The following is a 24,695-nucleotide window of genomic DNA, read 5'->3' as shown; positions in this document are numbered from 1 at the left end:
CGTTTATTGTGTTGTATTCACTATGCTGTACTTTAGCGTTCGCCCTGACCGTTCAGGTACCGCACCAGCTGTAAGAGGCGGCGAGCCCAGCTGTCCCAGTTCAGCCTCTCCCGCACATCTCGCACAGCCCACAGTGATGCATTGTCAATATCAACAGCCTTCATAAATTGCAGGCGCTTATACGAGTTCTGTTGGAACATGTCGGTTCGGTACAGCCAACCGCTACGATCGTGCCGCACCAGCGAAGCAATCCCCTCTACCTGCTCCCCCAGCACTGGCAGACCACAGTACAGCGCATCGGTAACCAGCGCATCCTTACCCGCGGCAACAGGGACAAGAAGAACATCGTGTTCAATATACACTTTCGCGGCTTCGTCATAGCTTGAGGGGGCCGGAACCCGACGGATCTCATACAGTAAATCCTCCGGGGAATCGCCTACGATACACAACTGCACCTTACGGACCTTCACCAGCCGCTCATACAAGTCGAGTATCATCGGCCCACCGTCCCGCTTCCAGTCCTCACTGACAAACAGAAGCTTAAGCACATCACGGTCTGTGATGCGTGTGGGGCGGATAATCTTTGACTCCCCCACGAAGGAGCCCATCGGCACAACCTCAACCTTGCTGCTGGGAATATTCAAATCATCAATCAGCACGTCTTTAATCCAGCGGTTCGCCACCGCGAACAGGCTCACCCCCGACGCGGATGCCTTCTCAAGAATCCGGGCCTGTACCGACATGAGTCGGCTAATGCCGCCGCCGCGCCGTTTCTCGGCGCGCAGTCGGGTTCCAAAAGACGAATCCGCCACCTGAATAACAGGGATTTTCCCGGATATCATAATCGTCTCAGTAGGTGGTGCTAAAGAGATAAGCGCAGCAACCCCCTGCAAATCAGCCACCTGGGAGCGGGCACGCAAACTGGTTTTCGCGGAACTAAATAAAGTATGAGTGGTCGTGTACTCCCGCCCCAAAAGCGAAGCGACCCTGACCACCAACCGGTCAGCCAAAGGATCCTGCCCCTCAGCCACACGCACGATTAGTACCTCAGTGAGGTTCTGCAGGGCACGTACCGCAGCTGAGTTCTCCAGACCATAGGCGGGTGCCTGGCTTTCGCGGCTTCCCAGAATCACGGCAACCGGCGGGTACTTTTGACCTGGCACTCATCTCTCCTAAAAGTACTGGTGTAAACTTTTATGCCACACCCCTAGAGTACCGTACCGGGCTGTACGCCACTACCGTTACCATCTCAGCCCCACCGTTTAAATACAAAAGGACCCCCGCAATACTGCGGGGGTCCCTGTGTAAGATTCGCTACCTTCTAGAGGCAGAATCTGCTACAAGAGCATGAGCGAATTGTCGTTGTTACGGCAATTACTTAATGATCTTGGTAACGCGGCCCGAACCAACGGTGCGGCCACCCTCACGGATAGCGAAGCCGAGGCCCTCTTCCATAGCGATGGGCTGGATCAGCTCAACAGTCATCTCGGTGTTGTCACCGGGCATAACCATCTCGGTGCCCTCGGGCAGCTTAATAACACCGGTCACGTCAGTGGTACGGAAGTAGAACTGAGGACGGTAGTTCGAGTAGAACGGGTTGTGACGGCCGCCCTCATCCTTGGAGAGGATGTAGACGTTTGCCTCGAACTCGGTGTGGGGGGTGATGGAGCCCGGCTCCACAACAACCTGACCACGCTCAACGTCGTCACGCTTGAGACCACGCAGAAGCAGGCCACAGTTCTCGCCAGCCCATGCCTCGTCGAGCTGCTTGTGGAACATCTCGATACCGGTCACGGTGGTCTTCTGGATGGGTCGGATACCAACGATCTCAACCTCGGAGTTGATCTTCAGGGTACCGCGCTCTGCACGACCGGTCACAACGGTGCCGCGACCGGTAATGGTGAAGACGTCCTCGATGGGCATGAGGAAGGGCTTGTCCTTCTCACGAACCGGGTCGGGGATGTAGCTGTCAACAGCTTCCATGAGCTCCTCAACCTTAGCAACCCACTCGGGGTCACCCTCAAGAGCCTTCAGAGCGGAAACGCGGATCACGGGAGCCTCGTCACCGTCGAACTCCTGCGAGGAGAGAAGGTCACGGACCTCCATCTCGACGAGGTCAAGAAGCTCTTCGTCGTCAACCATGTCAGCCTTGTTCAGTGCCACCAGCAGGGTGGGCACGCCAACCTGGCGAGCGAGCAGCACGTGCTCACGGGTCTGAGCCATAGGACCGTCGGTAGCAGCAACCACGAGGATTGCGCCGTCCATCTGAGCAGCACCGGTGATCATGTTCTTGACGTAGTCGGCGTGGCCGGGTGCGTCAACGTGTGCGTAGTGGCGCTTATCGGTCTGGTACTCAATGTGCGCGATGTTAATGGTAATACCGCGCTGACGCTCCTCAGGAGCGGAGTCGATCATGCCGAAGTCACGCTTCTCGTTCAGGTCCGGGTACTTGTCAGCCAGCACCTTGGAGATGGCAGCGGTCAGGGTGGTCTTACCGTGGTCAACGTGACCAATGGTACCGACGTTAACGTGAGGCTTGGAGCGCTCGAACTTAGCCTTAGCCAAGAGTGTTCCTCCTAGAACGTATCGAAAACATGCACCCGGATCTTATCTCCGGCGCAATCCGTAGAAAAACGGTCTAGCGTCTACAATAGCGGATTACGACGCAGAGATGAAACTGTCCATGCCTTCAATGATGGATTTTAATTAAAAATTTTAGAGTGTGGGCTGCGCGTTTCTCAACCCGCAGCCCACGGGATGAGAGCGGTGATTACTCGCCGCGGCTCTTCTGGATGATCTCGTCAGCGACGTTCTTGGGAACTTCACCGTAGCTGTCGAAGGCCATCGAGAACACTGCACGGCCCTGGGTCTTACCACGCAGGTCACCAATGTAGCCGAACATTTCGGTCAGCGGCACGAGAGCTTTAACGATCTTCACGCCGGATGCATCCTCCATGGAACGCACGTGACCACGACGGGAGTTCAGGTCGCCGATAACATCGCCCATGTACTCCTCGGGGGTACGTACCTCAACGTCCATGAGCGGTTCCAGCAGAACCGGGTTAGCGCGCTTAGCGCCTTCCTTGAACACCATGGAACCGGCGATCTTGAACGCCATTTCAGAGGAGTCGACATCGTGGTAAGCACCGTCGATCAGGGTTGCTTTCACACCGACCATCGGGTAGCCAGCCAGGATACCGAACTTCATAGCGTCCTGGATACCGGCGTCAACAGAAGGAATGTACTCGCGAGGCACGCGACCACCGGTCACCTTGTCCTCAAACTCGTACAGTTCCTCGCCATCCAAGGGCAGCGGCTCGAAGGAAACCTGCACCTTTGCGAACTGACCGGAACCACCGGTCTGCTTCTTGTGGGTGTAGTCGACCTTCTCGACAGCCTTCTTGATGGTTTCGCGGTATGCAACCTGAGGCTTACCAACGTTAGCCTCAACCTTGAACTCACGCTTCATACGGTCAACAATGATGTCCAAGTGAAGCTCGCCCATACCACCGATTTCGGTCTGGCCGGTCTCTTCGTTCAGCGACACGGTGAAGGTGGGGTCCTCAGCGGAGAGCTTCTGAATAGCGGTCGACATCTTCTCCTGGTCACCCTTGGTCTTAGGCTCAATTGCCACGAAGATCACGGGGGCGGGGAAGGTCATCGACTCAAGCACAATCGGGTTTGCCGGATCGCACAGGGTATCACCAGTAGTGGTGTCCTTCAGACCAATTGCGGCATAGATGTGGCCTGCAGTGACTTCCTCAACAGGGTTCTCCTTGTTGGACTGCATCTGGAAGAGCTTACCGAGGCGTTCTTTCTTACCCTTGGTCGAGTTAAGAACCTGCTGTCCCTGGGACGCGTGACCGGAGTACACACGGGTGTAGATGAGCTGACCGTAGAACGGGTGAGCTGCAACCTTGTAGGCCAGAGCCGCGAAAGGCTCATCAGCGGAAGCCTTACGGGTGAGCTTCTCTTCCTCATCCGAGGGGCTAGAGCCCTCCACAGCGGGCACATCCAGCGGGGAAGGCAGGTACTCGATCACGGCATCCAGCATGGGCTGAACACCACGGTTCTTGAAAGCAGAACCACAGAGCACGGGGAATGCCTCACCGTTAATGGTCAGCTGACGGATACCAGATTTGAGCTCGTCAACGGTCAGTTCGCCCTCTTCGAGGTACTTCTCCATGAGCTCTTCGCTGGACTCAGCAACAGCCTCAACCATCTCGGCACGGTACTCTTCAGCCTTAGCCTGCAGGTCGGCGGGGATTTCCTGAATCTCGTAGGAAGCACCCATGGTCACGTCACCCTTAGAGTCACCGGGCCATACGTATGCCTTCATTTCGAGCAGGTCAACCACACCAACGAAGTCGCTCTCAGCGCCGATGGGCAGCTGCAGAACGAGCGGCTTAGCGCCCAAGCGGTCGATAATGGTCTGAACAGTGAAGTAGAAGTCCGCGCCCATCTTGTCCATCTTATTGACGAAGCAGATGCGGGGAACATCGTACTTATCAGCCTGACGCCACACGGTCTCAGACTGAGGCTCAACACCTTCCTTGCCGTCAAACACTGCTACCGCGCCGTCAAGCACGCGCAGCGAACGCTCCACCTCAACGGTGAAGTCAACGTGACCGGGGGTGTCGATAATGTTGATCTGGTTGTTTTTCCAGAAGCAGGTGATAGCTGCGGAGGTAATGGTAATACCTCGCTCCTGCTCCTGAGCCATCCAGTCCATAGTTGACGCGCCATCGTGAGTCTCACCGATCTTGTGGTTAATACCGGTGTAGAACAGGATGCGCTCAGTTGTGGTGGTCTTACCGGCGTCAATGTGCGCCATAATACCGATGTTGCGGACCTTGTTCAGGTCAGTGTACACATCATGTGCCACGTTTTTCTCCCTAAATGAGATACTCCGAAAGCCTGACGGGAAACCCGGCAGGCTCTAAACGGAGAATTACCAGCGGTAGTGAGCGAAGGCCTTGTTGGACTCGGCCATCTTGTGAGTGTCTTCGCGACGCTTCACAGCGGCACCGAGACCATTGGACGCATCCAGGATCTCGTTCATCAGACGCTCAGTCATGGTCTTCTCGCGGCGCTGCTTTGAGAAGCCAACAAGCCAGCGAAGAGCCAGAGCGGTGGAACGGCCGGGGCGAACCTCAACCGGAACCTGGTAGGTAGCGCCACCAACACGGCGGGAACGAACCTCAAGCGAGGGCTTGATGTTGTCCATAGCCTTCTTCAGGGTAACAACCGGGTCAGAACCGGTCTTCTTCTCAACACCCTCAAGAGCACCGTATACGATGCGCTGGGCAACAGACTTCTTGCCGTCCAGCAGAACCTTGTTAATGAGCTGGGTGACCAGTGTCGAACCGTACACCGGATCGTTGACGAGGGGACGCTTGGGAGCGGGACCCTTACGAGGCATTACTTCTTCTCCTTCTTAGCGCCGTAGCGGGAGCGAGCCTGCCCGCGACCCTTAACACCCTGGGTATCCAGAGCGCCACGAACGATCTTGTAACGAACACCGGGGAGGTCTTTCACACGACCACCGCGAACGAGCACAATTGAGTGCTCCTGCAGGTTGTGGCCCTCACCGGGAATGTATGCGGTAACCTCGACGCCGCCGTTGAGCTTGACACGAGCGACCTTACGCAGTGCCGAGTTCGGCTTCTTCGGGGTGGTGGTGTACACACGGGTGCACACGCCACGCTTCATGGGGTTGCCCTTCAGTGCGGGCGCCTTGGTCTTGACGACCTTGGGAGTCCGGCCCTTACGGACCAGCTGCTGAATAGTAGGCACGTTTTCTCCGTTGCATTGATGGGCTTATCTGTCTTCAAGCCCGCTAAACTGACTAGCTCCCGGCGCTTTCACCCCGGGCGCTCTCGGTTATAGAAGCCCGCACACACTAGCACCCCGCATGAGGTGATAAAGGGCACGGGTTCTTGGCTCCCAGCGAATCACTTGCTACCTTACGACCGAGCTCGATTCGACCGGGGTTAGAAGTTTTTGGGCACACTTAAAAATGGCATTTAGGTGTCAGCACAAAAAGCAACACCAAAGGACGGTATCCATACTGCCATTGATTCGTTTGCCCGCGTGCCGGAATCTTCACGGCACCCGCGTAATAGCGGGCACCCCAGCACTGAGGCCAAGTACTTCGACATACGACTATACAGGTTAAAACCCGCTTAATCCAGCGGGTTTTACCGCCAAGAAGGCAACCACTGCTTTAAATCCTGTGTGATTACTCACCATCGTGGTGCGGGAGATGTTTTCACCCCGCAGGCGCATACCGTGCCTTAAAGCCTCAGGAGGCGGCCCCGGCACAATGCCGAAGCCGCTTCCCTCAACTGCCCCAGTGGTTAGCACCAGAAGTAGACCGGATAGAACCTCAGGTGAGGCTACTCCATACCGCGACCGTACTCATCCAAAGGAACCGCCATAAACCCGTTATTCGCATACGGGTACGGCTCGTCGCCCATCGGGCTAAAGACGCTCTGGTAACCGAACGCCTCCAGCGCGTTAAGCTGCTCCTGACGGGCCTGCGGGCTGGGCTCAACCTCAATATCGTTGTAGCGAGCCAAACCGGTACCGGCCGGAACCAGCTTACCGATAATGACGTTCTCCTTCAGACCAAGCAGTGGGTCGGTCTTAGCCTCCATTGCGGCCTGAGTGAGCACGCGGGTGGTCTCCTGGAAGGATGCGGCAGAGAGCCAGGACTCGGTTGCCAGCGACGCCTTGGTAATACCCATCATCTCGGGGCGACCGGCGGCGGGCTTCTTACCCTCCGTCAGGGCCTTACGGTTAGCGCGCTGGAAGACGATATTATCCACCAGCTCACCCGGCAGCAGCTCAGTATCGCCAGACTCAATGACGGTCACGCGGCGCAGCATCTGACGCACAATAACCTCAACGTGCTTATCGTGAATCTCCACACCCTGAGACTTGTACACGCCCTGAACTTCGCTCACCAGGTGCTTCTGTGCCTCACGCGGGCCGCGAATACGCAGCACCTCCTTCGGATCCACCGAACCGGCGGCAAGCTGCTCGCCCACCTGCACGTGATCGCCATCCTGAAGCTTCGAGGCGGCACGGCGCAGCACCGTGTACGACTGCGGATCAGAACCGTCATCCGGGGTCACCACAATCTTGTAGGAACGCTCCGTGTCCTCAATGCTCACCCGACCGGCAACCTCAGAAATAGGTGCCACACCCTTGGGGGTACGGGCCTCAAACAGCTCCTGGATACGAGGCAGACCCTGGGTAATGTCGTCAGCCGATGCCACACCACCGGTGTGGAAGGTACGCATGGTCAGCTGGGTACCGGGCTCACCAATAGACTGAGCCGCAATAATACCCACGGCCTCGCCAATATCGACCAGGGTGTTCGACGCCATCGAACGGCCATAGCACAGGGCGCACACACCAATACCGGACTCACAGGTGAGCACCGAACGCACGCGCACATCCTTCACGCCAGCCTTGAACAGCTTCTCAATCAGCACATCCGAGACATCCTCACCGGCGGCTGCAAGTACGCTGCCCTCAGCGTCCTTCACATCCACCGCAAGGGTGCGTCCGTGAATGGAGGTCTCAACATCCGGATGCAAGTTTGCCTCATCATCAATGAGCGGAAGCACCAGACCGCGGCGGGTACCACAGTCATGCTCACGCACAATCACATCCTGCGACACGTCCACCAGACGACGGGTTAGGTAACCCGAGTTAGCGGTACGCAGCGCGGTATCGGCAAGACCCTTACGGGCACCGTGGGTTGCGATGAAGTACTCCAGCACCGACAGGCCCTCACGGTAGGAGGACTTAATCGGGCGGGGCATAATCTCGCCCTTCGGGTTCGACACCAGACCACGGATACCCGCAATCTGACGAACCTGCATCCAGTTACCACGTGCACCGGAAGTCACCATACGGTAAATGGTGTTCTGACCGCCATTAGCGCTCAAATTATCGCGCATCGCCTCAGCAACCTCATCAGTTGCCTGGGTCCAAATCTCGATCAGTTCCTCACGGCGCTCATCATCGCCAATGGTGCCCATCTCAAAGTTCGCCTGGATAGCGGCGGCCTGCTGCTCATAGTTCTCCATGATCGCAGGTTTCATCGACGGGGTGGCAATATCAGAAACCGCCACGGTCACACCCGAACGTGAAGCCCAGTAGAAGCCAGCGTTCTTCAGGTTATCCAGGGTGCGTGCCACGATATCCATCGGGTACTTCTCAGCAAGATCGTTAATGAGCTTGCCCAGCCCCTTCTTATCAGCAACACCGGAGAACCACGGGTAATCCTTCGGCAGAGTCTGGTTGAACAGGATCTGACCGACGGTGCACTCCAGCAGAACCGGGCCGCCCGAGGTGTAACCCTCAGGGGCTTCCCAGCCCTCAGGTGCCACGAACTCGTCACCAGAGAGACGCACCTTCACCTTGGTGTACAGCTCAATCTCGTGACGATCCATCGCCATCAGAGCCTCGGCAATCGACGAGAATGCGTGGCCCTCATTCTTTTCACCCTCACGGGGAGTGGTCAGGTGGTACAGGCCAATAATCATATCCTGCGACGGAACAGCCACAGGGCGACCATCTGAAGGCTTCAAAATATTGTTCGAGGAGAGCATCAGGATGCGCGCCTCAGCCTGAGCCTCGGGCGAAAGCGGCAGGTGAACCGCCATCTGGTCACCGTCAAAGTCAGCGTTGAACGCGGAGCACACGAGCGGGTGCAGCTGAATAGCCTTGCCCTCAACCAGCTTCGGCTCGAACGCCTGAATACCCAGACGGTGCAGGGTAGGTGCACGGTTCAGCAGCACAGGGTGCTCGGTAATGATCTCTTCGAGAACATCCCACACCTGCGGGCGGAAACGCTCCACCATACGCTTTGCACTCTTAATGTTCTGTGCGTGCGAAAGCTCCACCAGGCGCTTCATGACGAAGGGCTTGAACAGCTCCAGCGCCATCTGCTTCGGCAGACCGCACTGATGCATTTCCAGCTGCGGACCAACCACAATCACGGAACGGCCAGAGTAGTCCACGCGCTTACCAAGCAGGTTCTGACGGAAACGCCCCTGCTTACCCTTGAGCATATCGGAGAGCGACTTCAGCGGGCGGTTACCGGGACCGGTCACGGGGCGACCGCGACGACCGTTGTCGAAGAGCGAATCCACAGCTTCCTGCAGCATGCGCTTCTCGTTATTCACGATAATCTCGGGGGCACCAAGCTCCAGCAGGCGCTTGAGGCGGTTATTACGGTTAATCACACGACGGTACAGGTCATTCAGATCGGAAGTTGCAAAACGGCCACCATCGAGCTGAACCATCGGACGCAGCTCCGGCGGGATAACCGGAACAACATCCAGCACCATACCCAGCGGGGAGTTATTGGTGGTCAAAAACGCGTTAACAACCTTCAGACGCTTCAGCGCACGGGTCTTCTTCTGGCCCTTGCCGTTCTGAATGACCTCCTTCAGCGCCTCGGCTTCGGCCTCAAGGTCGAAATCCTCCAGGCGCTTCTTAATAGCTTCAGCACCCATTGCGCCCTCAAAGTACACGCCGTACTTATCAACCATTGAGCGGTACAGCGCCTCATCGCCTTCAAGGTCAGCGACCTTCAGGTTCTTGAAGCGGTCCCACACCTTCTCCAGGTGCTCAATCTCGCGGTCAGCACGCTTACGGGCCGAAGCCATCTGACGTTCAGCGTTCTCACGCAGCTTACGCTTCTCAGCAGCCTTACCGCCGTCAGCCTCAATACGCGCCAGCTCCTGCTCAACCTCGCGGGAAATAGCGGCAATATCGGCGTCGCGCTGGGTCTCCAGGGCCTTCTTATCACGGTCATGTGCGGCCTGCAGGTTCGGCAGGTCCTCATGGCGGGAGGCCTCATCCACGCTCGTAATCATGTACGCGGCGAAGTAGATGACCTTCTCCAGGTCCTTCGGAGCCAGATCCAACAGGTACCCCAGGCGGGAGGGAACACCCTTGAAGTACCAGATGTGGGTGACGGGGGCAGCCAGCTCAATGTGGCCCATACGCTCACGGCGCACCTTTGAGCGGGTCACCTCAACACCGCAACGCTCACAAATGATGCCCTTAAAACGTACGCGCTTGTACTTGCCGCAGTAGCATTCCCAGTCCTTAGTAGGGCCAAAAATGCGCTCGTCGAACAGGCCCTCCTTCTCGGGCTTGAGGGTACGGTAGTTGATGGTCTCGGGCTTCTTAACCTCGCCGTAAGACCAGCGACGAATATCGTCGGCGGTGGCAAGGCCAATTCGCATCAAACCAAGCGAAGATTCGTTGGACATATCGGTCCTAATCTCTTTCTGTAGTTTACGAAGACTTCGGTTTAGCGGGCGGGGCAACCGCAGCGGCGCCCCACCCTAGAAGGAAGGCGGATTATGCCTCGTCCACAGAGCTGGGCTCTGCGTGGGTGAGGCTCACACCCATATCTTCTGCTGCCCGGAAGCCTTCTTCCTCCGAGTCGCTCATCTCAATGGTCTTCCCGTCGGTAGAGAGCACCTCAACGTTCAGACACAGGGACTGCATTTCCTTAATAAGAACCTTGAAGGATTCGGGGATGCCCGGTTCGGGGATGTTCTCACCCTTAACGATTGCCTCGTATACCTTCACACGACCAGCCACATCGTCAGACTTGACGGTCAAGATTTCCTGCAGGGTGTAGGCGGCGCCGTACGCTTCCAGCGCCCACACTTCCATCTCACCGAAACGCTGACCACCGAACTGGGCCTTACCACCCAGCGGCTGCTGCGTAATCATCGAGTACGGGCCGGTGGAGCGGGCGTGAATCTTATCGTCCACCAAGTGGTGCAGCTTCAGGATGTACTGGTACCCCACCGAGATCGGGTCAGGGAACGGCTCACCTGAACGACCATCAATCAGACGGGCCTTACCGGAGCGGTTAATCAGGCGGTCACCATCACGGTTCGGGTTTGCGTGGTCCATGAGGTCAAACAGCTCGTCCTCATGGGCGCCGTCAAACACGGGGGTTGCCAGGCGGGTGGGGCCGGACTCCTTCGGGAAGTTCGGCATATTCTTCAGCCAGGCCGGGTCGCCCTCAATCTTCCAGCCCTGCTTGGCCAGCCAGCCGGTGTGAACCTCAAGCACCTGCCCAATGTTCATACGGCCGGGCACACCCAGCGGGTTCAGGATGACATCCACGGGAGTACCGTCTTCCAGGAAGGGCATATCCTCAATCGGCAGGATCTTGGAAATAACACCCTTGTTGCCGTGGCGGCCCGCGAGCTTGTCACCATCGGTGATCTTACGCTTCTGCGCCACGTACACGCGCACCAGCTGGTTCACGCCCGGGGGCAGATCGTCCTCGTCGTCGCTTTCACGGTCGAAGATACGAACACCGATCACAGTACCGGATTCGCCGTGAGGAACCTTCAGGGAGGTATCGCGTACCTCGCGGGACTTCTCACCGAAGATCGCGCGCAGCAGGCGCTCCTCCGGGGTCAGGTCAGTCTCACCCTTGGGGGTGACCTTACCGACCAAAATGTCGCCAGCCTCAACTTCGGCACCAATGTGGATCACGCCGCGCTCATCCAGCGCGGACAGGGCCTCATCTGAGACGTTGGGGATATCGCGGGTGATTTCCTCAGGCCCGAGCTTGGTGTCGCGGGCATCGATCTCGTGCTCCTCAATGTGGATGGAGGTCAGCACGTCCTCGGAAACCATGCGCTGGGAGAGGATAATCGCATCCTCATAGTTCAGGCCCTCCCACGGCATGTATGCCACGAGCAGGTTCTTGCCCAGAGCAAGCTCACCACGGTCGGTGGAGGGGCCGTCCGCAATAACGTCACGCTCTTCCACACGCTGACCGGCCTTAACCACAACACGCTGGTTGTAGCAGTTACCCGGGTTCGAGCGGGAGAACTTCATGATCGGGTACGAGCTGCTGGTGCCGTCATCATTACGAACCATCACCAGGTCAGCCGAGACCTCCGAGACCACGCCAGCTTTCTTCGCCAGCACGGAGTCACCGGAGTCAAGCGCAGCGTACTTCTCCATACCGGTACCCACCACGGGAGCCTCAGACTCCAGCAGCGGCACAGCCTGACGCTGCATGTTCGCGCCCATCAACGCGCGGTTCGCGTCGTCGTGCTCAAGGTAAGGAATCAGAGCGGTTGCCACCGACACCATCTGGCGCGGGGAAACGTCCATGTACTGCACGTCAGTCGGTGCTACCAGCACGGCCTCACCGGAACCATCGCCTGCACGGCAGAGAACCTCGTCCTCAGCGAAGGTGCGGTCAGCGGTCAGCGGGGCGTTTGCCTGCGCAATAATAACGCTCTTCTCGTCATCAGCAGTCAAATAACGCACCTTGTCAGTGACCTTGCCGTCTTCAACCACGCGGTAGGGGGTCTCAATAAAGCCGTAAGAGTTAATGCGGCCATAGGTTGCCAACGAACCGATCAGACCAATGTTCGGGCCTTCAGGGGTCTCAATGGGGCACATACGACCGTAGTGCGAGGGGTGCACGTCGCGCACTTCCATGCCCGCGCGGTCGCGGGAAAGACCGCCGGGGCCCAGCGCCGACAGGCGACGCTTGTGGGTTAGCCCAGCCAGCGGGTTGTTCTGGTCCATGAACTGCGACAGCTGTGACGTACCGAAGAACTCTTTAATGGCCGCCACTACGGGGCGGATGTTCACCAGGGACTGCGGGGTAATCGCATCCACGTCCTGGGTGGTCATACGCTCACGCACCACACGCTCCATGCGGGAAAGACCGGTGCGGATCTGGTTCTCAATCAGCTCACCCACGGTACGGATACGGCGGTTCCCGAAATGGTCGATGTCGTCCACATCAACCTTCAGGTCGATCTCCTGGCCGCCGCGTGAACCCTTAATGGTGGGCTCACCAGCGTGCAGGGCGCACAGGTAATGAATCATCTGTGCAATATCGTCCTGGCTCAGCACCGACGCTTCATCCGAGTCTAGGGGCACCTCCACGCCGAGCTTGCGGTTCACCTTGTACCGGCCAACCTTCGCCAAATCGTAGCGGCGCGGGGTGAAGTACATGTTGTCAAGCAGTGCCTGGGCTGCCTCAACTGTGGGGGGCTCACCCGGGCGGAGCTTACGGTAAATATCGAGCAGGGCCTCGTCCCGGGTTGAGACGGAGTCCTTCTCAAGGGTTGCACGGATCGAGTCGTACTGGCCGAACTCTGAAAGAATCTTCGACTCGCTCCACCCCAGGGCCTTCAGCAGCACGGTCACGGACTGTTTACGCTTACGGTCCAGGCGCACACCCACCTGGTCGCGCTTGTCAATCTCAAGCTCGAACCAGGCGCCGCGTGAAGGAATCACACGTGCCGAGTAGATGTCTTTATCCGAGGTGCGGTCCGGGGCCTTCTCAAAGTAAGCACCGGGCGAGCGCACCAGCTGGGAAACGACCACACGTTCGGTACCGTTAATAACGAAAGTACCGGATTCGGTCATGAGCGGGAAGTCGCCCATGAACAGGGTCTGCTGCTTAACCTCGCCCGTGGCGTGGTTAATGAACTCAGCTTTGACATAGAGCGGAGCGGCATAGGTGGCGTCACGGTCTTTGCATTCTTCAACCGTGTACTTGGGGTCCGCGAACTCCGGGTCGGAGAAGGAGAGCTGCATGGTCTCCTGAAAGTCCTTAATCGGGGAGATTTCTTCGAAAATCTCGGCAAGACCGGACTTACGCGGAACGGAGGTATCGCCAGCAGCTTCAGCTGCTTCAAGGCGAGCCAGCCACCCGGCGTTACCGACAAGGCGGTCAAAACTATCGGTCTGGATAGCCAGCAGGTTAGGAACCTTCAACGGTTCGTTAATTTTTGCGAATGAAATACGGCGGTCGGTGTTACCCGCACCGTTAGCGGCGTCATGGTTAGAGGTGCTCGAAGCGACCAAGATGGGGATCCTTCCACAGACATGTCTGTTAGCAATCAGCCTCCCGGCAACGTTACCGAAAACACAGACTCCGGGCCGCAGATACGGTGCACGAAGCTACAGATGTCGAACGGGGAAACGTCACCTTCAAGCCTGTGCCCACCGCTATATGAAGGCACTCAGGTTAGGGAAAGCGTAAATATTAACGATACACCATTGTTTGAGGATTGTCTACCACACCCCGTGGGATGATGCAAGCGCCGGTTCACAAGAACTTGTGATGCCCCTTGTGAAAGCTTCAATAGTATGCCCGCAATAATTAATCACCGGATTTTGAACCGCTCATGAGAGTCTCTCACTCTCCCCCGCCCCGGCTGGCCTTCATGCTTCTAGTGCCCATAGTCAAAAATAGTGCCGTCAGGGTTGGTGTACGACTCAACCGCCATACCCACTTTCACCAGTTTTACACCGTCCTGGTACACCATTATCATGCCATGTTCAATATCCCACTCAGTCTCGGCTTCCACCACAATCAGCAGGCTGTTATTGTCCAAGGCCACCGTGCACTGATCCCAGATAGGGCCCACCAGGCTCCACACCTGAGATTCAGGAATATCCGGCAAGTATTGTTCCCACCCGTACTCATCCGCCATATCAAAATACATGCGGTAGAACTGGTGCACATACGGGGTTGCCTGAGCAAAAATATCGGCATCGGGTGAGCGGAAGTTATCAATCGCGGCACGAATACGCTGCCACCCGGCAGAGTCAAGAGTCTGCAGATCGAACCTAAACGTTACTGCATTCTTCTTGAGCGCAGGCACGTCCACCGGGTCGCTCACATAGAGCTCTTTATCGGTATCATAGGTGAAGTTTATGGTCTCAGGTTCAGGAGTGCTCTCAGGTTTCATCGCCGCCACTTTCCTTCTGTATGAACTCTCATTATTTCATCGCCGCGCCCCGTTCCGGTCTTTTTAGCGAACGTGTTCTTGAATCGTTGTCTCTAGTTCTTCTAGAAACCGTGCGGTGGGCGGACACGCCTAACACCCGGTAGCTAGCACTCCACCACATTCAGCGCGAGACCGCCCATGGAAGTCTCCTTATACCGGTGTGACATGTCCATGCCGGTTTGGCGCATGGTCTCAATCACCTGATCCAGCGACACCCGGTGCACCCCGTCCCCGCGCAGGGCCATGCGCGCCGCCGTCACCGCATTCGATGCGGCCATAGCATTCCGCTCAATGCACGGGATCTGCACCAGCCCACCCACGGGGTCGCAGGTCAGCCCCAGGTTATGCTCCATCGCGATCTCGGCGGCATTCTCAATCTGCTCATTCGTGCCGCCCAGCACCTGCGCCAGCCCAGCCGCCGCCATTGACGAGGCGGTACCAACCTCACCCTGGCACCCCACCTCAGCCCCCGAAATGGAGGCCCGTTTCTTATACAGGGCACCGATTGAGGCAGCCGCCAGGAAGAACTTAACCACCGCGTCCTCACGCGCAGCCTGGCCACAGTGGCGAATTCCCGGGGTGTAATTCATGGCGTAGTGCAGCACCGCCGGAATAATACCTGAGGCGCCGTTCGTTGGGGCCGTCACCACGCGCCCACCGAAGGCGTTCTCCTCATTCACGGCAAGCGCGATCAGGTTCACCCAGTCCGTGGCGAATTCCGCCGACTTCTCGGGGTCCTCCACCATAAGGTCACGGTGCCAAGCCCCCGCACGGCACCGCACTTTAAGCGGCCCCGGCAGGTACCCCACGCGTGACAGCGAAGACCCAATGCACTCTTTCATGACCTGCCGAATGCCTAGAATACCAGCGCGTACTTCCTGCTCGGACCGGACGGAACACTCATTCGCCATTTTCAGTTCGGCAATACTCAGCCCGGCATCATTCGCCAGCTGCAGCAGCTCGGCACCGGAGCCAAACGGATAAGGCGGGTTCGACAGGGACGCCCCTCCCGTGGCCTCCTCATCACCTTCAACAACGAACCCGCCGCCAATTGAGAAGTAGGTGCGCTCCGCCAGTATCTGCTCACCAGCAAACGCAGTGATTTTCATGCCGTTCGTGTGGCGTGGCAATACCGTGAGCGGGCGCAGGGTCATCTCGGCTTCACGGTAGTTCAGCACCGGCCCGTACACTTTCCCGTCCTCACTGCCGGGGGCTCCCCCCGTGTAGGCCTGGGACGGGTACCCGGCAAGCGGCAAGGTGCCATCTACACTATTGCGCTGCATCATCGCCTCGGCATCAGCAATGCAGATGGTTTCGGGGACGAACCCGCAGAGTCCTTTCAAAGCCGCGCTCATGGTGCCGTGCCCGGCCCCGGTTGCCGCAAGGGAACCGTAAAGATCGACGTGGATACGGCTCACCCTATCCAGCAGGTTCGCGTCGATCAGCTCGGCAATAAAACGGTTGGAGGCGCGCATCGGCCCCACTGTGTGCGAACTTGAGGGGCCCACCCCCACACTGAACAGCTCAAAGACACTAATGTCATACTCCAGTGCCTCCGCTTTCTTCTGCACGGCGCTGGGTATGCTGGCGGTGCTGGGGTTCCGGTCGTCATCGGGCGCACCAATGTTAAGAGCCATAGTTCACTAAACTTTCTGATTTTTTCCCGGCACGACATTGCACCGCAACAGTGTTCTCACCCAGCCCCATACGGTGCCGAACCCTGCCCCGGGTTCTGGGGTGAGGCGGCGAAACGCTACAGTATCTGCGGTATGAGCGGAGCCGCCGAGCAGGTATCAACAGCAGACGTTTCCCATCCTATCCCACCGGGCACCAACCTTAAAACTAAGGGTGGGTTACCCTGCACTCATGCCCGCCCGCTAAGTATTCGTTCACCCAAGACACCACAAGCAGAGGACACACACAAAAACCGGGGTGCCGCTCCCCCACCGCTGTGAGGAGACAGCACCCCGGCCGGATCCGTGCGCAAGCCCTACCGGCTACACTGTGAGCAGCCGCCGCTTGTTGCTACTTCTCGCGCTTGTAGAACGGCAGCGGAACCACATCAAACGTTGCGCGCTTGCCGCGAATATCCACGTCCACCTCGGTGCCGACCTCGGAAAATTCGCGCTTCACCAAGGCCATTGCCACCGGGTAACCCAGGGTCGGCGAGGGAATACCGGAGGTGACCTCACCAATCTGGTTGCCCTCAGCATCAACAAGGAACGAACCCGCACGTGCCGGACGCTTCGCCTGTGCCTTCAGACCCACCAGGATGCGCTCCGACGGAGACTTCGCCAGCTCGGTCAGGGCGGCACGGCCCACGAAGTCAACGGCCTTCTTCTCCAAGGCGATCTCAACCAGGCGACCCAAGCCAGACTCGAACGGGGTAATATCCAGGCCCAGCTCGTGGCCGTAAAGCGGCATACCAGCCTCAAGGCGCAGGGAATCACGGGAAGCCAAACCAGCAGGAGTCAGCCCGAACGGCTCACCTGCGGCTGCGAGGGCCTCCCACAGTTTCACGGCATCAGCGTTCGGCACGAACAGCTCGAAACCGTCCTCGCCGGTGTAGCCGGTGCGTGCCAGCAGCACGTCCACCCCGGCGATGGTAACCGGCACAGAAGCGTAGTATTTGACCTCACGCACCGCGTCCTCATCGGAAGCACCAGCGGCCAGCAGAATCTCCTCAGCACGCGGACCCTGCACAGCAACCAGGGAGGTTTCCTCAGACTCATTGACGAACTTCACATCAAAATCGCCCAGGCGCTCACTCATGGCGGCGAAATCTTTATCAATATTGGCGGCATTGGGCACCACCAGGAACTCCTCGTCACCCAGACGGTAGGTGATGAGGTCGTCAATAACACCGCCCTTATCGTTCACCAGGATCGAGTACTTGGCGCGGCCAGGCTTCAAGACAGACATGTTGGAAACCAGCGCGTAGTCAAGGAACGCTGCGGCGTCCGGCCCGCTCACACGGAACTCGCCCATATGGGAGAGGTCAAAGATACCGGCGCGGGTGCGCACAGCCTCATGCTCGGCAACATCGTTAGCGTACTTGAGCGGCATATCCCAGCCACCGAAGTCGGTGAACGAGGCACCCAGTTTTTCGTGGACGGGGTACAGGGCGGTTTTCTTGGGTGACATATTATCTCCTTACTACACTGCTTCGTGTAAAACTAGTGCAAGAACAATCGTTCTGCTATAAGTGTGGTTGGTGTGCTGGGGTACGCCCCGCTCCCCTGCCCTCCCGCGTCTGGGGGGGGAGAGCGAAACGGGGCGCCCCTGAACCGGTGCTACCGGCCGAAAACCCTACTGGGCTTCAAGGTCGAATGCCTCCATCGGCGGGCATTCGCAAACGAAGTGGCGGTCACCACCGGCACCATCAATACGGCCCACCGGGGTGAAGTATTTATTCAGACGCAAAGACTTCACCGGGTACGCCGCCTGCGTGCGGGTGTAGGGGCGGTCCCACTCGTCAGCAGAGACGACCTCCACAGTGTGCGGGGCGTTACGAAGCACCGAATCCTCCAGTGCGACCTTACCGTCTGCGACCTCAAGAATCTCGTCGTAGATGGTCTCCATCGCCTCAATGAAACGGTCGAGTTCCTCCTTCGACTCCGACTCGGTCGGCTCCATCATCAGGGTGCCCGGAACCGGGAACGCCAGGGTGGGGGCGTGGAAGCCGAAGTCCATCAGGCGCTTGCACACGTCCTCAGCGGTCACATGCGAGCGGTCGGTCAGCTCACGCACATCCAGGATGCACTCGTGACCCACCAGCCCGCCCGGGCCGGTGTACAGTACGGGGAACTTATCGTTCAGTTTCTTCGCAACATAGTTGGCGTTCAGTACCGCATATGCGGAAGAGCTCTTCAGACCCTCGGCACCGCTCATCGCAATATACATCCAGCTGATCGGCAGCACCCCGGCCGAGCCGAAGAACGCCTGCGCAATCGGAAGCGCCGCGCCTTCAGGCAGGTTACCTTCAGCGTCAGCGGTGTAGGCATCACCGGGCAGGTACTTCACCAGGTGCTCCCGCACCGCCAACGGGCCCACGCCGGGGCCGCCGCCGCCGTGCGGAATGGAGAAGGTCTTGTGCAGGTTCAGGTGGGAGACGTCGCCGCCGAACTTACCGGGCTGCGCAAAGCCCATCTGTGCGTTCAGGTTAGCGCCATCCACATACACCTGCCCGCCCGCGGCGTGCACCAGCTCGCACACCTGGGCCACCTGCTCCTCAAACACGCCGTGCGTGGAGGGGTAGGTGATCATAATGCCTGCGATCGCATCGCCGTACTTCTCAATCTTCGCCTTCAAATCCTCAACATCGATCGAGCCGTCGGATGCGGTTGCCACACCCGCAACCTTAAGCCCAGCCAATGCGGCAGATGCGGCATTCGTGCCGTGCGCAGAGAGCGGAATGAGCACAGTATTGCGCTGATGGTCACCATTAGCCTCGTGGTAGGAGCGGATGGCACGCAGACCGGCGTACTCGCCCGACGCGCCTGAGTTCGGCTGCAACGACACCGCATCGTACCCGGTGATAGCCACCAGCCAGTCAGAAAGCTCACGGATGAGCTCATGCCAGCCCTGGGCCTGATCGGCCGGTGCCAGCGGGTGAACGCCCGCGAATTCAGGCCACGAGATCGGCTCCATCTCAGCCGCCGCGTTCAGTTTCATGGTGCACGAACCCAGCGGAATCATCGTCCGATCCAGCGCCAAGTCCTTATCCGAGAGGCGGCGCAGGTAGCGCATCATCTCAGTTTCGGAGCGGTACTTGTGGAAGATGGGGTGCTGCATGTAGTCGTCGGTGCGCAGCAGTGCATCCGGGATACCAAACGCAGGGTCAGCTTCGGCGGGCAGCTCCCCGCCGAGGGCCTTCACAAGGCGCCCCAGCACGGCATCACCATGCGACTCACCCACCGAGATACCCACGCGGTTAGCGTCGAAACGGCGAATGTTAACACCGGCATCCAACGCCTTAGCCACCAGCTCATCAGCCGCACCGGGTGCTTCGACAACAACGGTGTCGAAGAAGTTCTTGTGCACAATACCGTAGCCAGCCTTCTGCAGGGCAGTGGCCACACGTGCCGCATTTGTGTGCAGGCGTTCAGCAATAGCGCGCAGCCCCTCGGGGCCGTGGTACATGGCGTAAGCACCGGCAACAATCGCCAGCAGAGCTTGGGCGGTACAGATATTACTGGTGGCCTTCTCACGGCGGATGTGCTGCTCGCGGGTCTGCAGTGCCAACCGGTACGCAGGTTTACCCGAAGAGTCCTGCGAAACACCCACCAGACGACCCGGCAGGGTACGTTCCATACCCTTATGAACCGCCATGTACGCGGCGTGCGGGCCGCCGAAGAAGAACGGCAAACCAAAGCGCTGGGTGTTGCCCACCGCAACATCGGCACCCAACTCACCCGGGGACTTCAACAGGGTCAAAGCCAGCAAGTCGGCGACCACGGTCACCAGGGCCTTACGTTCTTTAGCGGCCTTAATAAGCGGCTCAATATCGCGCAGCTGGCCATCCTGGGCGGGGTACGCGAAGACCACACCGTACAGGTCGCCCTCAGGCAGCCCATCTGAGAAGTCGGTGATTACAAACGGGATGTCGAGCATCTGCGCACGGCCACGCACCACCGAAATCACCTGGGGCAGGCAGCGTGAGTCAATGGCGAAGAAACCGTTCTTCACCTTACGGTTAGCGCGGTGCATCATCACAACCGCTTCAGCAACCGCGGTCGCCTCATCCAGCAGGGAAGCGTTGGCGATCTCAAGACCGGTCAGTTCCATGACCGTGTTCTGGAAATTCAGCAGAGCCTCCAGGCGGCCCTGCGAAATTTCAGCCTGATACGGGGTGTATGAGGTGTAAAACCCGGGATTCTCAAGAATATTACGGCGAAGCACAGCGGGGGTTACGGCATCATAGTAGCCGGCACCAATCATCTGTGCGTACACCTTATTCTTAGCGGCATACCCGGCGATCTTAGCCAGCGCATCCTGCTCAGTCAGCGGCTCCGGCAAAGGCAGATCGGCACGAAGACGAATCTGTTCGGGGACGACGGCGTCCATCAGAGCCCCTAGGGAGTCATACCCCAGGGTGCTGAGCATCTGCTCAGCGTCTGCGGAACGGGGGCCGAGATGACGGTCAATGAAAGACATAATATCTATCTCCTAATCGGCGCAAACCGTTAGCGGTTCACAACGGTGCTGTTGTGTATAACAGTACTAATTTTCCCACAATGTGGGCTTAAACTTCTAGCTGTCTGTGCCCTGTGACCCGCATATTATGGGGGTTTACCGGCACATATATGAGCAGGTTAGGGCGCGTCAAGAGACTTCTTGCCGCCGCGCACTATGAGCGTCATCCCCACACCGACGGCCGCGGTCAGGGCCAAGAGCATCAACCCGTTAAAGTAGCTGTTCGCGGCGGCATTATAGGTTGCGCCCATCACCAGCGGCGGGAAGAACCCGCCCAGCCCACCGGCGGCACCAATAATCCCAGACGCGATGCCCACCTTATCGGCTGGAATAGCACGGCCAACCCAGCCAAATACGCTGCCGCACCCAAGCCCCAGCAGCACCGCCATCATCAAGAACAGCGGACCATACACGTGCTCCCCTTCCGGCTGGAAGGCCACCGAGGCCCCCAGCACCACGGTTCCGCCCATACCTATCAGGGTCACCAAGCGCGGACCCACCCGGTCGGCCAGTATCCCGCCGAGAGGACGAGCCACCACCGCAGCAACCGCGAAGCCAGAGGCACGCATCCCCGCCTCAATCAGGTTCTTCTCGTACACGTTCGTAAGGAACGTGGGCAGGTAGTTTGAAAACGCCACAAAGGCGCCGAAGAAAATCGAGTACAAAAAGCACAGCTGCCACGTTTCTTTAACGCGGGAGGCCGCCAAAAGTTTAGGGATTATCGGCTCCGCAGAACGAGTGAACTGCGGGGAATCACGCAGAACCGTAAAACATACGGCCGCCATCACCAGGCACAGGGCGGCCAGCAGAATATGGGTGGGCCAGTACCCCAGCTGCCTGTGCAAAATCGGGGTCACAAACGCCGAAACGGCGGTACCCACGGTGCTCACCCCATAAATACCGGTCGCGAACCCCTTCTTCGAGGCACCGTACCAAGCTGCACTGAACGGGATACCCACTGCGAACACGGTACCGGCAATACCAAGAAGGAAGCTAAACACCAGCATCAGCCCGAACGATTTCATCGAACCCGCCAGCGCCACCAGCAGCGTTAATGGGGCGCTGAGCGCCATAACAGCGGTGAGCATCACGCGCCCGCCGTACTTATCGGTGAGCGCCCCAGCAGGGATACGCCCTACCGCCCCCACCAGTACAGGCATAGCAATCAGTAAGCTGGAGCCTCCCTCATCCAGATGCATTTGGTCTGGGGAGGAATAGAATTTGGCGAGCGGGCTAATAACGCTCCAGGCCCAGTACGCAAAAATGGAGGCGAACGTTGCCACCAGCAGGTTACGCAGCTGCCCTTTCTTCAGGTCAGCATGTTTCACTTCAGAAGCTTCCATGGTTCCTCGTTGGTGTATCGGTGTTGCGTTGTCTACTAAAACCCACACTGAATATATGCATAGTTTATACGAAATTTATGGGTTATTGTGACTGTCGCCCCATAAGTTTGTTGTTTTACGATTTGAAACCCACAGAAAAAGCTCTGGTCGTTCCCCACCAGGGTGGGGAACGACCAGAGCCGTGGAACAAACAGTTGAGTGAAAAACTCAGCTACTGTTTCGCAACAACCTAAGCCTTATGATGCTCCGGCTTGCCTCCGTGCTTGACCAAGAATGCCGAGGCGAAGGCCAAGGCCGCGGTTACAGCCAACAGGGTTAGGCCAACGAAGTAGTTACGATGTGCAGCATCGTAGGTTGCGCCCATCACCAGCGGCGGGAAGAACCCGCCCAAAGCACCAGCAGCAGCGATCACACCAGAAACCGCACCCACGTTCTTCGGGTCAGCCGCGCGGCCAACCCAGCCGAAGACCGAGCCGGAGCCCAAGCCCAGCAGAGCTGCCATCGCCAAGAAGATGGGGCCATAAACGTGCTCGGCGTCCGGCTGGAATGCGGTAACCAATGCCAAAGCCGATACGCCGCCCAAGGCAATGAAGGTAATGATCTTCGGGCCGAACTTGTCAGCCAAGATACCGCCGAAGGGACGAGCGACCACGGCAGCCGCCGCGAAACCTGCGGCACGAGCACCAGCAGCCTCAGCGTCGAAGTTGTAGATATTGTTCAGGTAGGTCGGCAGGTAGTTCGAGAACGCCACGAAGCCGCCGAACACCACAGAATAAAGGAAGCACAGCTGCCAGGTGGACTTCACCTTGAACGCCCGAATGATCTTCGGCATCAGCGGGGTAACCTCGCGGTTAGCGGTCGCCGGTGAATCACGCAGAAACAAGAATGAGATGGTGGCGGTCACTGCGCACAGGCCAGCGATAATGTAGTGGGTGTTCATGTAGCCCACGAGAGACAGCAGACGCGGAGTGAAGAAGGCCGACAGTGCGGTACCGACCATGCCTGCACCGAACACGCCGGTTGCGAAGCCTTTACGCGCGGGCGGGTACCAAGCTGCACTGAACGGGATACCCACTGCGAACACGGTACCGGCAATACCGAGCAGGAACGAGAAGACCAGCATCAGGGGGAAGGACTTCATCGAACCGGCAAGACCGACCAAAAGCACCAGCGGGGTGCTCACAGCAAGCACCAGGCTCATCATGATGCGCCCGCCGTACTTATCGGTCAGACCACCGATCGGGATACGCCCGACTGCACCAATAAAGATCGGCATGGCAACCAGCAAACTGGTGGTGCCCGGGTTTAGGTTCATCTGTTCCGGTTTAGCGTAGTACTTAGCTAACGGACCGACGATTGTCCACGCCCAGAACCCGACGGTCGAGGCGAAGGTAATCAGCAGCAGATTAAACAGCTGACCTTTTTTCAGGTCGTAACTCTCAGCAGCGGGAGCACTCATGTTTCCTCATTATGATTGTGTGTTTACTTATCGGCGGAAGACATCTTCACGGTCGTGAGTACCGATCGGATCCCAACCACGGCGTGCGCCCACACGCTCCCCACCGCGGGAACGGTAGATGGTGTACGGGCGGAACAGATAGTGCAGCGGCATAGTCAGCGCGTGCACCAGGCGAGTGAACGGCCAGATGATGAACAGCACCATAGCCGCAATAATATGAATCTTGAAGGATAGCGGCACGTTGACCATCAGTGCCACCTCCGGGTGGAAGTAGAAGATGGAACGGAACCACACCGCAACTGAAGTACGGTAGTTGAACTCCACTTCGTGCCCGTTCACCGGCGGCAGGCCGCCGGAAGGATTAATTGCCGAGAACAGGGTCGCGGCGGTACCGGCCAGAATCACGGCCACCAGCACGAAGTACATGAATTTATCGTTCGCAGTAGTTGCGGTGAACACCTGGGCGTTATTGCGGCGGCGCCACAGCAGCAGTGCCAAACCGGCAATGGTGGCTAGAGCGGCAGCCGAGCCGCCCACCAATGCAACAATGTGGTAGGTGTGATCATCCACCACATAATCCGTGAGCATCTTCGGGACCACAAGACCGCCCACGTGTCCCATGAACACGGCGGCTAGGCCGTAGTGGAACAAGGGCGAACCCAAACGCAGCATCTTCGATTCGTAAATCTGCGAAGAACGTGTGGTCCAGCTGAACTGATCGGTGCGGTAACGCCAAATGGTGCCACCGATCAGGATAAGAATGGTGACGTAGGGAAGCACGCCCCACAAGAGGATATCAACAATCCCCGGCTCGCCAACAGGCACAGGCACCCCATGGGCTGCATGCTCAGATGCGAGTGCGTACACGAT

14 protein-coding genes are annotated in these 24,695 nt (G+C 58.2%); all 14 read right to left on the bottom strand.

Translation table 11 applies throughout. The features are described 5' to 3' along the window. Positions 1-32: 32 nt before the first annotated feature. The 14 genes from I6I94_RS09080 to narI all read right to left on the bottom strand — a co-directional run bounded on the left by I6I94_RS09080 (position 33) and on the right by narI (position 24,692). Positions 33-1,163, bottom strand: coding sequence for a glycosyltransferase (locus tag I6I94_RS09080; RefSeq protein WP_201620637.1), 1,131 nt, complete (start codon positions 1,161-1,163; stop codon positions 33-35). Between the two features lie 211 nt (positions 1,164-1,374). Then, positions 1,375-2,565 carry an elongation factor Tu gene (tuf, locus tag I6I94_RS09075; RefSeq protein ID WP_006887686.1) on the bottom strand — a complete coding sequence of 397 codons (1,191 nt, stop codon included), beginning with the start codon at positions 2,563-2,565 and terminating at the stop codon, positions 1,375-1,377. 205 nt (positions 2,566-2,770) lie between these two features. Continuing rightward, positions 2,771-4,885, bottom strand: a complete 2,115-nt coding sequence (gene fusA / locus I6I94_RS09070) for an elongation factor G (RefSeq protein ID WP_201620636.1) — start codon at positions 4,883-4,885, stop codon at positions 2,771-2,773. 66 nt (positions 4,886-4,951) lie between these two features. Beyond that, on the bottom strand, positions 4,952-5,422 hold the full coding sequence (gene rpsG / locus I6I94_RS09065; RefSeq protein ID WP_006887788.1) for a 30S ribosomal protein S7: 471 nt from the start codon (positions 5,420-5,422) through the stop codon (positions 4,952-4,954). Further along, positions 5,422-5,796, bottom strand: coding sequence for a 30S ribosomal protein S12 (gene rpsL / locus I6I94_RS09060; protein WP_005504939.1), 375 nt, complete (start codon positions 5,794-5,796; stop codon positions 5,422-5,424). The genes rpsG and rpsL overlap by 1 nt, the downstream gene beginning before the upstream one ends. 602 nt (positions 5,797-6,398) lie before the next feature. Next, the gene (locus I6I94_RS09055; RefSeq protein WP_128088053.1) at positions 6,399-10,301 is read right to left on the bottom strand and encodes a DNA-directed RNA polymerase subunit beta'; all 3,903 of its coding nucleotides are present in this window, start codon (positions 10,299-10,301) and stop codon (positions 6,399-6,401) included. 91 nt (positions 10,302-10,392) lie between these two features. Next, the gene (gene rpoB, locus I6I94_RS09050; protein WP_006887789.1) at positions 10,393-13,899 is read right to left on the bottom strand and encodes a DNA-directed RNA polymerase subunit beta; all 3,507 of its coding nucleotides are present in this window, start codon (positions 13,897-13,899) and stop codon (positions 10,393-10,395) included. Positions 13,900-14,267: 368 nt separating this feature from the next. Further along, a complete protein-coding gene (locus I6I94_RS09045) occupies positions 14,268-14,789 on the bottom strand; it encodes a DUF6985 domain-containing protein (RefSeq protein ID WP_128088054.1) in 522 nt (173 codons plus the stop codon). Between the two features lie 143 nt (positions 14,790-14,932). Further along, positions 14,933-16,465 (bottom strand): L-serine ammonia-lyase, encoded by a 1,533-nt coding sequence (locus I6I94_RS09040; protein WP_128088055.1) that lies wholly within the window; start codon positions 16,463-16,465, stop codon positions 14,933-14,935. Between the two features lie 388 nt (positions 16,466-16,853). Continuing rightward, positions 16,854-17,972: a glycine cleavage system aminomethyltransferase GcvT gene (gene gcvT, locus I6I94_RS09035; RefSeq protein ID WP_094757549.1), complete on the bottom strand. Its 1,119-nt coding sequence runs from the start codon at positions 17,970-17,972 to the stop codon at positions 16,854-16,856. A 165-nt stretch (positions 17,973-18,137) separates the two neighbouring features. Beyond that, positions 18,138-20,984, bottom strand: coding sequence for an aminomethyl-transferring glycine dehydrogenase (gene gcvP, locus I6I94_RS09030; protein ID WP_128088056.1), 2,847 nt, complete (start codon positions 20,982-20,984; stop codon positions 18,138-18,140). 158 nt (positions 20,985-21,142) lie between these two features. Beyond that, entirely contained in the window at positions 21,143-22,366 is a 1,224-nt protein-coding gene (locus I6I94_RS09025) for an MFS transporter (protein ID WP_128088057.1), read from the bottom strand. Positions 22,367-22,595: 229 nt separating this feature from the next. Next, positions 22,596-23,825 (bottom strand): MFS transporter, encoded by a 1,230-nt coding sequence (locus tag I6I94_RS09020; RefSeq protein WP_201620635.1) that lies wholly within the window; start codon positions 23,823-23,825, stop codon positions 22,596-22,598. Between the two features lie 27 nt (positions 23,826-23,852). Then, positions 23,853-24,692 (bottom strand): respiratory nitrate reductase subunit gamma, encoded by an 840-nt coding sequence (narI, locus tag I6I94_RS09015; RefSeq protein ID WP_128088058.1) that lies wholly within the window; start codon positions 24,690-24,692, stop codon positions 23,853-23,855. Positions 24,693-24,695: the final 3 nt, after the last annotated feature.

It is taken from the genome of Rothia aeria, from assembly GCF_016726365.1.
Classification (GTDB): domain Bacteria; phylum Actinomycetota; class Actinomycetes; order Actinomycetales; family Micrococcaceae; genus Rothia; species Rothia aeria.
The sequence above is the reverse complement of the archived record's forward strand: the minus strand, read 5'-3'. Positions and strand labels throughout refer to the sequence as shown.